Annotated in this window: 9 protein-coding genes; 4 read left to right on the forward strand and 5 right to left on the reverse strand. The window is 52.8% G+C overall.

All coding sequences use genetic code 11. The features are described 5' to 3' along the window. Positions 1-12: 12 nt before the first annotated feature. From rfbD to GS630_RS01385, 4 genes are all read right to left on the reverse strand, one after another. The gene (gene rfbD / locus GS630_RS01370) at positions 13-876 is read right to left on the reverse strand and encodes a dTDP-4-dehydrorhamnose reductase (protein ID WP_171620894.1); all 864 of its coding nucleotides are present in this window, start codon (positions 874-876) and stop codon (positions 13-15) included. Next, positions 873-1,913: a dTDP-glucose 4,6-dehydratase gene (gene rfbB / locus GS630_RS01375; protein WP_171620895.1), complete on the reverse strand. Its 1,041-nt coding sequence runs from the start codon at positions 1,911-1,913 to the stop codon at positions 873-875. Before rfbB ends, rfbD begins: the two co-directional genes overlap by 4 nt. Beyond that, entirely contained in the window at positions 1,910-2,479 is a 570-nt protein-coding gene (gene rfbC / locus GS630_RS01380) for a dTDP-4-dehydrorhamnose 3,5-epimerase (protein ID WP_171620906.1), read from the reverse strand. The genes rfbB and rfbC overlap by 4 nt, the downstream gene beginning before the upstream one ends. A gap of 335 nt (positions 2,480-2,814) precedes the next feature. Then, entirely contained in the window at positions 2,815-5,745 is a 2,931-nt protein-coding gene (locus tag GS630_RS01385) for a M10 family metallopeptidase C-terminal domain-containing protein (protein WP_171656689.1), read from the reverse strand. A 626-nt stretch (positions 5,746-6,371) separates the two neighbouring features. Between GS630_RS01385 and GS630_RS01390 the strand changes: the two genes are divergently transcribed. The 4 genes from GS630_RS01390 to GS630_RS01405 all read left to right on the forward strand — a co-directional run bounded on the left by GS630_RS01390 (position 6,372) and on the right by GS630_RS01405 (position 10,530). Next, complete coding sequence (locus GS630_RS01390) at positions 6,372-7,472, forward strand: hypothetical protein (protein ID WP_171621006.1); 1,101 nt, start codon at positions 6,372-6,374, stop codon at positions 7,470-7,472. Positions 7,473-7,574: 102 nt separating this feature from the next. Then, positions 7,575-8,423 (forward strand): FkbM family methyltransferase, encoded by an 849-nt coding sequence (locus GS630_RS01395; RefSeq protein ID WP_171621007.1) that lies wholly within the window; start codon positions 7,575-7,577, stop codon positions 8,421-8,423. Further along, positions 8,423-9,271 carry a capsular polysaccharide synthesis protein gene (locus tag GS630_RS01400; protein WP_171621008.1) on the forward strand — a complete coding sequence of 283 codons (849 nt, stop codon included), beginning with the start codon at positions 8,423-8,425 and terminating at the stop codon, positions 9,269-9,271. Before GS630_RS01395 ends, GS630_RS01400 begins: the two co-directional genes overlap by 1 nt. Further along, positions 9,268-10,530, forward strand: coding sequence for a glycosyltransferase (locus tag GS630_RS01405; protein ID WP_171621009.1), 1,263 nt, complete (start codon positions 9,268-9,270; stop codon positions 10,528-10,530). Before GS630_RS01400 ends, GS630_RS01405 begins: the two co-directional genes overlap by 4 nt. An 822-nt stretch (positions 10,531-11,352) precedes the next feature. On the opposite strand, the gene GS630_RS01410 is transcribed toward GS630_RS01405, so the two are convergent. Beyond that, entirely contained in the window at positions 11,353-13,725 is a 2,373-nt protein-coding gene (locus GS630_RS01410; RefSeq protein WP_171711817.1) for a 1-deoxy-D-xylulose-5-phosphate synthase N-terminal domain-containing protein, read from the reverse strand. Positions 13,726-13,739 lie beyond the last annotated feature (14 nt).

Genomic DNA, 13,739 nt, shown 5'->3' on the forward strand with positions numbered 1-13,739 from the left:
TCCTTTCAGGGGTCAGCCAGTTGCTGAATTCAACTCGCGCAAAACGTCACTCAGACCAGTTTTCCAGTCCGGTCTGGGAATTCCAAACACGGTGTTCAGGCGATCGCAGTTCAGGCGCGAATTCAGTGGTCTTGGGGCCGGGGTAGGGTAGTCCGTCGAAGGGATGTCATCGATCTGAGTTGTCAGGCCGGACTGCACAGTGATTTCGCGTGCGAAGTCCGCCCAGCTGGTATCCGGAGTGCCGGAAAAATGAAATAGCCCGCCTTCAGTGCCTGCTTTGCTTTTCGCCATAATAAGAAGAGCATCGGCAATGTCAGCTGCGGGTGTTGGTCCGCCGATCTGGTCGGCAACAATTGTCAATCTGTCGCGGGTTTCGGCAAGTCTGAGAATGGTTTTGACAAAATTATTCCCATGGGCCGAAAACACCCAACTGGTTCGCAGAATGGCGTGCCATCCTCCCGCTTGAGCGATCTGGCGTTCTCCGTCCAACTTGGTTTTGCCGTAAGCGCCTAAAGGTGCTGTCGAGTGATCGGGTGTCCAAGGGGTTGTGCCCGATCCGTCGAATACGTAATCCGTTGAGATATGCAGAAAGGGCAGGCTCCGTGCCGTGGCTGCGCGCGCCATTGCTCCGGGCGAGTCTGCGTTAATAAGTTGCGCAAGATCGAGGTCTTCTTCGGCCTTATCCACTGCTGTGTATGCCGCCGCATTGATAATGACGTCGGCATCAGTGCCTTGGATAGCGTCCGCACATTGCGAAGGGTTCGACAAGTCCGCTTCGGTGCGATCCAGCGCTTCAACCTCTATACCATGGCCATTCGCGCGGCGGCGCAGTTCGGTTGCCACTTGGCCACTATGGCCGAATATCAGCGCCTTCATTTGCCAGTCCCCAAGCGTTCTCCTACACCGCTGCGTGCTTGCAAAGCGTTCAGCCAGTCTGTGTTGTCAAGATACCACTGCACGGTTTGCTCAAGCCCGGTTTCAGGGGTGTATGACGGACGCCAGTTCAGTTCCTCGCGGATACGGGCTGGGTCGATGGCATAACGGCGATCGTGACCCGGACGATCCGTAACAAACGTGATCAGATCGCTGTAGGGCGCAGAGCCCGGTTTCAGCCGATCCAGTATTTTGCACAGCATCCTGACGAGGTCGAGATTGGTCATCTCATTCTCGCCACCAATATTGTAGCTGCGGCCAAGTTTGCCTTTTTCCAGCACCAACAACAGCGCTTCGGCATGATCCTCAACATGCAGCCAGTCGCGAATGTTGTCACCTTTTCCATAAATCGGGATCGGCTGCCCGGACAGGGCGTTCAGGATCACCACGGGGATCAGCTTTTCCGGGAATTGGTAGGGCCCGTAATTGTTAGAGCAATTCGTCAAAACAACAGGCAGGCCATAGGTTTCCCGCCAGGCGCGTACAAGGTGATCCGACCCCGCTTTTGACGCGGAGTAGGGCGAATTTGGTTGATATGGGCTGTCTTCGGTGAAAAAGCCGGTCGCGCCCAGAGACCCAAAGACCTCATCCGTTGAAATATGGTGAAACCTGAAACTTTCCGGGCGGCCTGCGTTTTGCCAATAGGCGCGGGCAGCTTCCAGCAAGACGTAAGTGCCGGTAATATTCGTGTCGATAAAGGCAGCTGGCCCATCAATTGAGCGATCCACATGGCTTTCTGCAGCGAGATGCATGATTGTATCGGGCTGGTGCTTGTCCAGAATAGCGGACATCGCCGCGGCATCGCGGATATCTGCATGTTCAAAAGCATAAGTCAGTGATTGGGCGACCGAAGCAACATTATCCAGGCAGGCAGCATAGGTCAGCGCATCAACATTTACGACGGAATGTCCGTCTGCAATTGCGCGTCGAATAACAGCAGAGCCAATAAACCCAGCCCCACCAGTGACAAGAATTTTCATTGAGCAGCCTCAAATACAAAAGGGGAATCCAATTCACAAAGACGAGGCGCAACCTTGTCTTTCTCGGAAAGCTGGGGGGCTGAGTTACTGCTGGGCCAGCCAATTCCGATTTCAGGATCATCCCAAAGGACAGAACCTTCTGTCTCCGGTGCATAGGTGTCTGAACACTTGTAGACGATCTCGGTATCCGGCTCCAAGGTCACGAAGCCATGTGCAAAACCTGCGGGGACCAACAGCATCCGCCCATTTTCAAAGCTCAACTCTTCTCCGACCCACTGGCCAAACGTTGGTGACCCTTTGCGAATGTCCACCGCCACATCGAAAAGTTTGCCGCGCCCGCAACGCACCAGTTTCGCCTGTGCACGGGGGGGGGCCTGAAAATGCAACCCACGCACCGTGTTCACCGCGCTTGAGAGCGAGTGATTGTCCTGAACAAACTGGGTGGTAATCCCGGCAGCGGCAAAGCTGTCTGCATTATAGGTTTCTTCGAAGAACCCGCGATGATCGCCAAAACGTCTCGGGGTAATCAACTTCACGTCCGGAATGGAAAGCGCGACTATTTCCATCGTTACTAATTTCTTCTCTTTATGCGGTCTTTTCGTCTCAGAAGCTATGTCACATGTGGTCTGGTTTCGCCACATCCCATGTTCAAAAATAGGCAATTTTTGGCTGCAGGCCTTGGTTCCGGCGTTTTTTTCGCCGCTCAAGTTGCTGCTGCTGTTTGCTATATTTAATGGAAAGCAAAAACTCGGTCGTGGGGTTGGCAGTGTTCGGAATTGCGCCGACGACTTAGGCAGAGACTTCACGCAGACCTAGGATCTCGTGCCTCCTGAAGAACCAAACAAACGGGAAGAAATTGCTGAGCATTTAGTGACTGAGCAATTTCAAGTACAGCGGCCAATTACAGAAGGAAGCTGTCCTCTTCCAACAGGGTTGCAAGCAGCGGGTTGAAATCTTCCTCCTCTTCGGTCTTGGGAAGATTAAACCATGTCAACTCGACTTGGCCCTGAAAATCGCGAAGCTCAGGATCTCGGGTATTGTGCATTTCGACCAGCAAGTAAGAGTCTTCAACGTCTTCATCAACGCTCAATTCTGGTGCAAACTTCAGAAGATCGGCGGTCTCGTCCCAATCGGACAAATCCAATGTTTCGTCGGTGGAACCCAGTCTTTGTTCGGGCGCTGCCAGCCTCGGCAGGGCATTGCCGATGCTACCGCTGCCATCAATGTCGGCACCGTAAAAGGCTTCGACATTCGCGACGTTGGAAACAACTCTGCCGCTGACGAATTGTCCGGCCGCGTCCACGGTCCATTCACTATAAGTGCCATCGGTTTTCTGCCAAAGCACCCGGAAGCCACTGCCATCAGCTTCGGCCTGCAGGGCCTGCCATCCGGGATAGCTGTTGGGGCCGGCGTCTGCCCCATTTCGGGTCAGATCGATGGTGCCATCGATCACATAGACACCACGGGTGGAGGAGGCGAGTGTCGTCGCGCCATTTGACTCGATGGCTGTTGTCACGTGACCGATCGTGTTGTCACCGTTCAGATCGATGTTGTAGAACGCCTCGACATCTACAACGTTGGAAACAACTTTGCCGCTGACGAATTGTCCGGCCGCGTCCACGATCCATTCACTATAGGCCCCGTTGGTTTTCTGCCAAAGGACCCGGAAGCCACTGCCATCAGCTTCGGCCTGCAGGGCCTGCCAACCGGGATAGCTGTTGGGGCCGGCGTCTGCCCCATTTCGGGTCAGATCGATGGTGTCGTCGATCACATAGACACCACGTGTGGAGGAGCCGAGGGTCGTGCCATTTGACTCGATGGCTGTTGTCACGTGACCGATCGTGTTGTCACCGTTCAGATCGACGTTGTAGAACGCCTCGACATCTACAACGTTGGAAACAACTTTGCCGCTGACGAATTGTCCGGCCGCGTCCACGGTCCATTCACTATATTTGCCATCGGTTTTCCGCCAAAGCACCCGGAAGCCACTGCCATCAGCTTCCGCCTGCAGGGCCTGCCAACCGGGATAGCTGTTGGGGCCAGCGTCTGCCCCTTTTCGGGTCAGATCGATGGTGCCATCGATCACATAGACACCACGTGTGGTAGAGGCGAGTGTCGAAGCGCCATTTGACTCGATGGCTGTTGTCACGTGACCGATCGTGTTGTCACCGTTCAGATCGACGTTGTAGAACGCCTCGACATCTACAACGTTGGAAACAACTTTGCCGCTGACGTGCTGACCGTTCGCGTCCACGGTCCATTCACTATATTTGCCATCGGTTTTCCGCCAAAGCACCCGGAAGCCACTGCCATCAGCTTCGGCCTGCAGCGCCCGCCATCCCGAAAAGGAAGATTTGCCCACTGCTTGTCCTTGGTAAACCAGGCCCAAGTTCAAACCACCTGCATCCAACACGTAAATACCATGAGCCGCATGCTTGAGTGTTGTCCCCTGAAGATCGATATCTTCAGTCAGTTGCATCGCTGCCTGGATATTGTCCTTGGTGTATTTCTGCTTTCCGCCCAGAAACTGAATAAGTTCAACATCGGTTTCTACGGTAAAGGAAACACGCGCAACGACGTTGAGAAACTCATATGACGTCCCATTGTCGATAAAAAGGTAGCTGCTTATTGCGCTGGCGAACCTGACGGTATCCACTCCGGTTCCACCGGAAAATGAACCACTATTAACCGAGACGACAGCAAGGTCAGCCCCTCCGCCCCCAAACGCTTGGTCAGCCCCCGAGCCCCGGGCCAGATAGAGCGTGTCGTTGCCGCGACCGCCGTAGAGTGTATTGTCGTTGGTCCCATTGGACTTTGATCTGATAACGTCGTTTCCGTTGTTCCCCCACAGAATATTCTGAGCGGCGTTGCCGATAATAATGTCGTCGCCTGATCCTCCGGACGCATTCTCGATGACAACGCCATGCGCAATCGTAAAACCGCCCTTTATTCCGTTCACGTAAGAGACGAGACCGCCACCACTTGCAGTGTAATCCAGCGTAGCGGGCCTTAAGTCGATACGCGCACCCGAGCTGCCAACATGCTGAAGGGTGTCGTTGCCTCCTGCGTCCCAAATCGCCTCGTACCCGGTGCCCGCGACATTGGCTGAGGGCAGAACATACACGTTGTCACCCGTGTTATAGCTCATATTCGCACCATACATTGCCTGTAACGCGGCAATATCAAGTGCGCCAAAACCCGTGGATCCACCAAAAGTAGCGTTGGAATTTAGAACTCCGTTTCGAGACGTCCAGCCATCGTTATACGACATCACGGTGAACACGCCCTGATTGAGATTCCCAGTGCCAAACGAGTTGAACGCTGAGGTGACGCCCCTCATAACTGTTGTGCCCAGTCCGGTGTCATGCGGATGGCCCAACCCCAATGCATGACCCAATTCGTGGATCAGAGTGGTAAAGAAAAACCCGCCCGGATCCCCGTTGCCACCAAGGCCAGAATTGGCCTTCCAATACGCAGTGTTGTAAGCGCCATAAAAGGGGCCGGGGGTATAGATGCTAGTTGGCACAAAATGGTAGCCAAGGGTATTCGCGTTGTCGAAAAAACTCCTTGGCGCGATGACTTCTACTAAGTCAGCATTGGCGCGACTGGTTTCCACGAACCTTATGTTGGCGACCTTCTCTATTTCAGCCAGCGCCACGCGAAACTCGGCTTTGTAAGCTGCTGTCCAAGCTTGCGAACCGGACAGCGTAGAAAAGGAATAATTTATATAAGTGACCGTAGACGGATTCCCGTCACCATGTGCCACTCCGCCTTGAATCGAGCTGACAGGAGAATTGGAAGGGGGTTTCGGTATTGCCGTTAAGGAAGCCATGTCACAGCCTTGAATTTCGCTGACTCTGTTCGCGCTCTAGTTGCTCGACCAAGTTGTTCTTAATGTGGCAAGCTCCAAAGGCGCATAAAGTATTTCAGGAGCCCACGTCGCATCCGATAAGCAGTCCCTGTCTATTAGAAAACCTTTCTATCAGGACACTCGTCGCTACTGAATACCATATGTTCAGCTTCGATGAGATTTTTGCGACTTTGTCTTGTGAAACGGTGAAAATTGTCAACCCGATCGTAGCCACAAGTGCCAAGATAGACTTCTTGCAAGCGGCTCACCTTAAGGCGACGATCATGTCGAATGTTTCAATCCCCGCCCAAAGTCGCGAAAGTCGGGTGCTATCCGACCCTATCGAAATGACATCGCCATGTGAAAGGCGCGTTTCAACACAATCCGCGAGATCCTCGGAGGTGACCAATGTGGCTAGGGTATTAACAACAACCATGGTCGAAAAACCACTATTAGGACGATGTATCTGCAGTCTCCGTATCCAGTCGATTTGCGCTGTCGCAGCATTTGGATATGTGTAACAAGCTACAACTTTCATGAATCACCAAGATTCGACAAATCCGGGCAAGACATAGGTAACCCGACATCGACTAATACAGGAGCGACTGGTGACTAAGGGCATTGCGATTTCAGGATCTCACAGGAGTGGCACGTCTTCGATTGCACAGTATTTCCACTTCAATGGTGTACCTGCAGGGCTCGACCTGATAGATGGCAACGAATTCAACAAACACGGCTACTTCGAAGACTGGGAAGTCGTGAAGTTCCACGACGCCGTATTGGCGCGAAATGGACTGTCTTGGAATTCGGTCGCTCATGAACCTGTTCAGCTGTCGGGGGCCGACGTTGCGTTTTGTCAAGGATATGCAAGCCGACGCGCGTCAGCAGGCACCGCTTGGACCTTTAAGGACCCCCGAGTTTGTAAATTTGTCGAACATTGGGCCGAAGTTTTACCAGACTTGCGGTTTTTGATCGTCTATCGGGCCCCCCACCTGGTTGCGACCTCGCAACTCAACCGGGCAGCTAAGGTAGTAGCTCGCTCAGCTGGCCGGGACGTAGAATACTCAAAGTTCATGGAAGATCCCGATCTCGCCTTGAAAATATGGTTGTCGGATAACTCGGCCCTGTTGAATCTGGCAAAAAGGTTTCCAAATAGATGCGCTGTCATTTCTCATGAGAGTTATCTGTCTGGACTGGATCCGCTCGCGATCGCGCGAGAGCATTTGGGGCTAGAGCACGACTCCAAGAAAGCACCGACCGTAACAATCGACCGGAAACTCATTCGGCGACAACAATCGAAGCTTTATGTTTCATCGGACGTGCTGGTCAAAAGGGCAAGAGCCGTTTACGAGGGTCTTCAAGCCCTTGATGTTTCACCTCAAACTCATTTGTCCACGGACATTGTTCTATCGAATCTTGAGATAGACCCAACGTGCGCGCGTCAAAAGCTCGATTTTATGCAAAAGGTCTGGAATGAAGTGAGCCTGGGCATCAAGTCAACAGAAGTAGACTGGTCTAACGCCGTGGTGACAAATGAAGATGTTGCGCAGAGGCTTCGCGAAAGAGAAGCGCAACTGAAGTCTGTTCTGGAAGATGTAGGCCCAATTGTGAAGAAGTTGCGTAAGTCTCCGTTCAAATTCTATTTTAGAAAACTAAAAAAGCGAAAATACAAAGCTCCGTTGGACAGGCTGCTGAAACAAGTGAATTGAGGCGACGTGTGTTGGTCAAAAATTCCGCACACAATCTAACAAGAGAGCCTGAGCATACTGACCCGACTGGGTTCTGCATTGTCGATATGAGGAGGCCACTGCGTGTTTAAAAAGAAAGCTGCAACTTCGGATTCCTACTTCCCGCTTGGATCAGACATAATGCGCAGGACCGGCAATCGCCTGCGGAAGCATCTAGCCTCCCTTGGCGAGACTGACCTTTTGCGCGCTTTTGAAGAAATTTACTCTCTAAACGAAGGGTACATTAATACCCAATTTCGGATTCGCCCATTCGTAATCGAAGCGCATCAAGAAAACCGTGTGCTCTCGTTTCCGCGACCACTGCCGTTGATCTGCCTCGAGCATATAAGTTTCGGTTACGTCGAATGGCTAAGGCGAAAGTACACCTTGCCGGGATTCGTGGAAGTAGAAAAAGGCGATGTAGTTATCGATTGTGGTGGCTTCGTTGGCGGCTTCACTGTCGCTGTGGCGCCGCTGGCTAAGCGGGTTCTTGTGGTGGAACCGGCGCCGACGAACGCCGCATGTATTCGGCTCAATACTCGCGACAATGCCAACGTGGAAGTTCTGCAGCTTGGTTTGTCCAACCATGACGGCTTAGCAACCTTGCACTTATCTTCGAGCGGGGTTGAGCATTCGATACTTGCCGTAGATGATGGAGAAACCGTCGAAAGTATCGAAATTGCTTCGGCGCGCCTCGACACCCTGTTGCTAGAGCGGGATATCAAGCGCCCCGATTTCCTAAAGCTTGAAGCTGAGGGCTTCGAGCCAGAAATCTTCGAGGGAACAGAACACGCGTTGCCGCGCAAAATGGCGATCGACATCAGCCCAGAACGGGACGGGGAAAGCGCCGGACCGTTGTTCGAGAAAGTCCTGACTGGGCTGGGCTACAGCGTGCGGGTGCGTAGAAACGTTTTGTTTGCGCGAAAAGACTAATGAGCTTTAGAGCCGAGCTGCCAAAAAGGATATATGCATACTGGGACCAAGGTGCTGCAGCGGCACCCCCACTCGTGCAGATGAACTTATGGCGTTGGCAGGCGTTGAACCCAGATTGGGAAATGATTGTTTTTGATGAAGACAGTCTGCACACGGCGATCGCCTCAAAGCACGTGATGCAAAATGTGCCGACGCGACAGGCAATGTCTGATTTCCTTCGCGTTAACCTATTGGCGCAGTTCGGCGGCGTATGGGTGGATGCATCGTTATACCCTTCACGACCATTGGAGGACTGGTTGTATGATTATGTTGACCGTCAACCTTTCTTTGCGTTCAGCCAACCTGCGCATGATAGATTGATCTCATCGTGGTTTCTTGCCTCTGTCGCACCTTGCAGCCTTGTTTCCAGATGGTTGGAAGTGTGCACTGAGTTCTGGTCGCAGCCCAGAAATCTTCACGAAGAACCTTCGCGCGAAACAGGGAAGATGGTCTTGCCTTGCCAGCCATGGTCAGTGATCGCGGCAGATCTTGCTGCCACTTTTAATTCTGGAAAAGCCCCATTACAATTCCCGTATTTCTGGTTCCACTATCTTTTCGAGCACGTAGTCAGGACAGACGAAACAGCAAAAAAGGTTTGGGCGCACTGCGACAGGCTGCCTGCGGAACCGTGTCACACACTACAACTCTCGTTTAAGGCAAGGCCTACAATCGCATCGCCAGAGATAACGCAAATCCTTTGCACCGCACCAGTACACAAGCTGGATTGGAGAATGAACTTAGACAATACTCAGATACTTGAATTGCGCACCCGTTATCCGACCACTACGCACATGCATTCAGGTACTTGAGCAACGGTTTTGAGTACGACGACGTGTCCCATCCCTCGATCACTGCAATCATTCCGAACTACAACCATGAGGCGTTCCTTGCGCAGCGCATCGAATCTGTTCTGTTTCAAACCATTAAAGACATTTCCATTTTAATCCTCGATGACGCATCGACTGATGGAAGCATGGAAGTGGCTTCTTCTTATGCGCGACAATATCCTGGGCGGATCCAGATTATTCGTAACGAGGTGAACACCAATTCAGTTTTTACGCAATGGTCCAAAGGAATCAGTCGCACTGACAGCGACATTATTTGGATCTGCGAAAGCGACGATTATTGCGAACTCGACTTTGCAGAGCGGCTGGTGTCCGCATTTCGAGATCCTGCGGTCGAGCTTGCATTCGGTGATATCACGATGGTCGACGAAGACGGCCGCGAACTGGACAGTGAAAATGCGTATGTCGATGCTGTCTTGCCCGGATATTTCGGGACCCCACTTTCAGCTCCGGCGACCTGGTGGTTTGCGAACGGTTTTTCGATGCGCAACATTATTAAGAACGCCAGCGGAGCAATGTTTCGCAATAACGCCCGCACGCGTACAGCGGTTGCCGAGGTGACCGGGTTCCGTGTGTGCGGAGATTGGGTCTTCTACTCACTTGTGGCGGGCATTGGACGGATAAACTATGTACCTGGTGCGGTTTCTTATTTCCGACGCCACGCGAACGCCACCTCTATAGATTACTCAAAGGCTGTTGAAGATATTCGCCAACTATACGACGGTTACATCAAAATCTGTTTGAAGCGTGACATTCCGTTTGATTGTCGTATGGCCTTTCTGGATCGTTGCCACGAAGTGTTTTCCGAACGAAGCACAGGGTTATGGGAAGATAAACGGTTGATCCAGCTACAAGGCAGGATCTTGGCGCAGGGTCGAGATATAACAAATGTGGCTGTTTTGTTTCCACCGCAGGACGGATTGGCGTGGCGTCGGTCACTTGATATGGTTCGTGCTCTCGCGACTCAAGAGCATTTCGTTTGTGCGCTTTTGCCTTCGGACTCCACACAAATAGCTACGAAGGTAAAGCAGTCCTCTGGAGGGCTTCCGGTTTATCACCTCGGTCCAATACCCGGGATAACCAGATGGCCAAGCGCAAAACTACCAGATCTAGATCGTATCTATGTTGACGAAGAAACCGCGCGCGGACCACTCGGAACGCTTGTAAGGGCGGTCGGTGAACCAGAGTTGAAGTTATTCGGCCCAGCAGGACTTGAGACGTGAATATTGGGCGCTATTCAGCAAACTGTTGCCCCGCGTGCGCATACGAAGATTGAAGAATGCTCGATAAGCAGTCATGAAATGTCATTTAGAAACGCTCTTCGCTGCGAAATGAGACACGACCTTCAATGACAATACAGGCCGAACGGAAGCTGAAAACAAGAATCATGCAAGACTAGAAGGCCTTCGGCAGAGCAGTATTTGAGCACTGAAACATCGTTTAGTACTTGCAAGCACAGAGCTATGCCCCCCAAGCAGTGCCATGATAAGTTTTGCGTCTGAATAAGCCTTCTACAGTTCCGGTTAAGGTTGGCAAAAGGTGATGAATTAGGGCGCGCCGATACATCAGATCGACAAGGCCTTTCGTGCGGGTGTCCAGAGGACCGGTCTTAAGGACGTGACGTCGCACACCCTAAAGCACGCAGCGGGAACAATGGACTGGATGATATCACGTTCTAATTCGGTAGTTGGTGGTTGCCGGTAATGAGCAAACTGAGCTCATCTATCGAACGAAACGTTGCGGATTTCGTTTCGGTCGATCTGCTGAAAAAACAAAAGGCACCCTCAGGCGCCTTGTTTTATTGGTCGGAGTGGCGAGATTCGAACTCACGACCCCTGCCTCCCGAAGACCGGTGCAGAGGGCCAAGCTATTGATTTTTAGTCAAAGGAGCCCTGTTTTTCAGGCGTTATCGCCAATCAAGCCAGCCAAGTTCAGGTTCGGCAGGTTCATTGAACCTAAGAGCACTGTCTACTTGGTCCGCTAGTTACCTTGGTCTATGTTCAGTGCTCGTTTGTTCTCCGCGTTTTTGCCCGGACCCGGCCCACTTATGCACGGTGAAGAGTTCTGCCATGGGTCAGGCCATTCACTTTCTCCAAGATTGCGTCTGTGTCAATGCAGTGATGGCGATAGAGATCGCCGATAGTTCCGGTCTGACCAAAGTGCTCGACACCCATTGGAATAGTCTGATGTCCAAGCACTGCCCCGAGCCAGGATAGAGTTGCAGGATGACCATCTATAACGGTGACAAGCTTGCAGTGTGGCGGAAGGTCGGACATCAGGGTTTCGATGTGGGAGCGTGCCGCTTGGTTACCGCGAGAACGCGCTCGTTGAGCAGCGGTCCATCCGGCATTTAGGCGATCTGCAGATGTCACGGCCAATACACCTATGTCGCGACGGCCTTCACCAATCATACCGGCGGCCTTGATTGCCTCCGGCGCGACCGCTCCTTGATAGGCGACTACAACTTCGCAATTGGGCCCGGGTTTTCGTAACCAATAGGCCCCATCAATGGCACCTTGGCGGAACTCTTGGTCGACACGTTTTCCGGGCTGTTCAATCGGGTTGGTGGTCAAGCGCATATAGACGGAGCCTCCGGTTTCATCGCGCAGCCATGTGCGCTCATCCGGTTGCCCTTCGCCGTCGCGCTGCATGTAATCAAAGGCCCATTCCATGATCACCGCCAGTTCGTCGGCAAAGGCGGGTTCAAATGCGGCCAGCCCGTCTTGGCTCATCCCGATCAGCGGTGTTCCAACGGATTGGTGTGCTCCACCTTCGGGTGCGAGTGTGACACCCGATGGTGTGCCAACCAGCATGAAGCGCGCGTCCTGATAACAGGCGTAGTTCAGCGCATCGAGACCGCGGCTGACGAATGGATCATAGACGGTGCCAATTGGGATCAGCCGCTTACCGAACAGGGAATGCGACAGACCCGCCGCTCCCAGAAGCAACATGAGGTTCATTTCGGCGATACCAAGTTCGATATGCTGCCCCTCCGGCGTGAATTCCCATTTCGCCGTCGAAGGGATCCGGTGTTCTATGAAGGCGTCGGCTTGCTCGGATCGGGCGAACAGTTTGCGCCGGTTCACCCAAGGACCAAGGCTTGTCGTGCCTGTCACATCCGGAGAGGTTGTCACTATGCGTTCAGCCAATGGGCTGTCGCCTTTTGATAGATCGTCTAGGATCTTGCCAAACGCCATCTGGGTCGAGATTTCGCGACTGGTGTCGATTTCGATTGGCGGCACATCCAATTTGTCATCAAAACAGCGGCGCGGACCTTTGGCAAAGAACGGGATGCTGGCCAGAAAATCTTTGAATGCGTCTGGATCTTGCACCGTCGCAAGCGGCTCCCACTCTTCGCCTTCTGGCACGCCCATATGCGACTTCCACGTGGCAAACTGACTATTGTTCATCAGCCCGCCGTGATTGTCCTTGTGGCCTGCAATGGGGGTGCCCCATCCTTTGACTGTGTAGGCCAGGAAACATGTTGGACGATCATGATCGATTTCGGCAAATGTTTGGGCCATGGTCTCGACGCAGTTGCCACCGAGGTTCTCCATAAGTGCTGCGAGCTCTGCATCCGTGCGCCGTTCGATCAGAGCAGTCACATCCCCCTGATCCCCCAGATCGTCCATGAGACGCTGTCGCCAATTCGCACCACCCATGAAAGTCAAAGCGGAGTAATCCTGGTTGGGGCAAGCATCAATCCAGTCGCGCAGTCGGTCGCCGCCGGGCTCGTCGAAGGCAGCGCGTTGCAAGACACCATATTTCACGCGAACGACATCCCAGCTGAAAGCATCGAAGATTTTCTCGATCCGTTCAAAAAGTCCTTCCCGGACAATACCGTCCAGCGACTGTCGGTTGTAATCGATGATCCACCACGTGTTTCGCAGGTCGTTTTTCCAGCCTTCTTGTAATGCCTCATAGACGTTGCCTTCATCCAGTTCGGCGTCGCCCACCAGGGCTACCATACGTCCCATTGGCGCGTCTGAGCCCCAGCTTTTGGCCTTGATGTAGTCTTGAATGATCGAGGCAAACGAGGTGATCGCGACACCTAAACCCACAGACCCGGTCGAGAAATCAACATCATCAATATCCTTTGTCCGGCTGGGATAACTTTGCACACCCCCAAATCCGCGGAAATTCTCCATCTTCTCGCGGGTCTGATTACCCATGAGATACTGCATCGCATGAAACACCGGCGACGCATGGGGTTTGACTGCAACCCGGTCCTCAGGGCGTAAGGCCGAGAAGTAGAGCGCGGTCATGATCGACACCATCGAAGCAGACGAAGCCTGATGGCCACCAATCTTGATCCCATCCACCTTTGGTCGGACATGGTTGGCATGGTGGATCATCCAATGAGACAACCACAGCAGGCGCTGTTCGACTATCTTTAGTTGGGTGGGATCAATGTGCATGGTTGTCTCCGGGT

This window comes from Ruegeria sp. HKCCD7303 (genome assembly GCF_013111185.1).
GTDB lineage: Bacteria > Pseudomonadota > Alphaproteobacteria > Rhodobacterales > Rhodobacteraceae > Ruegeria.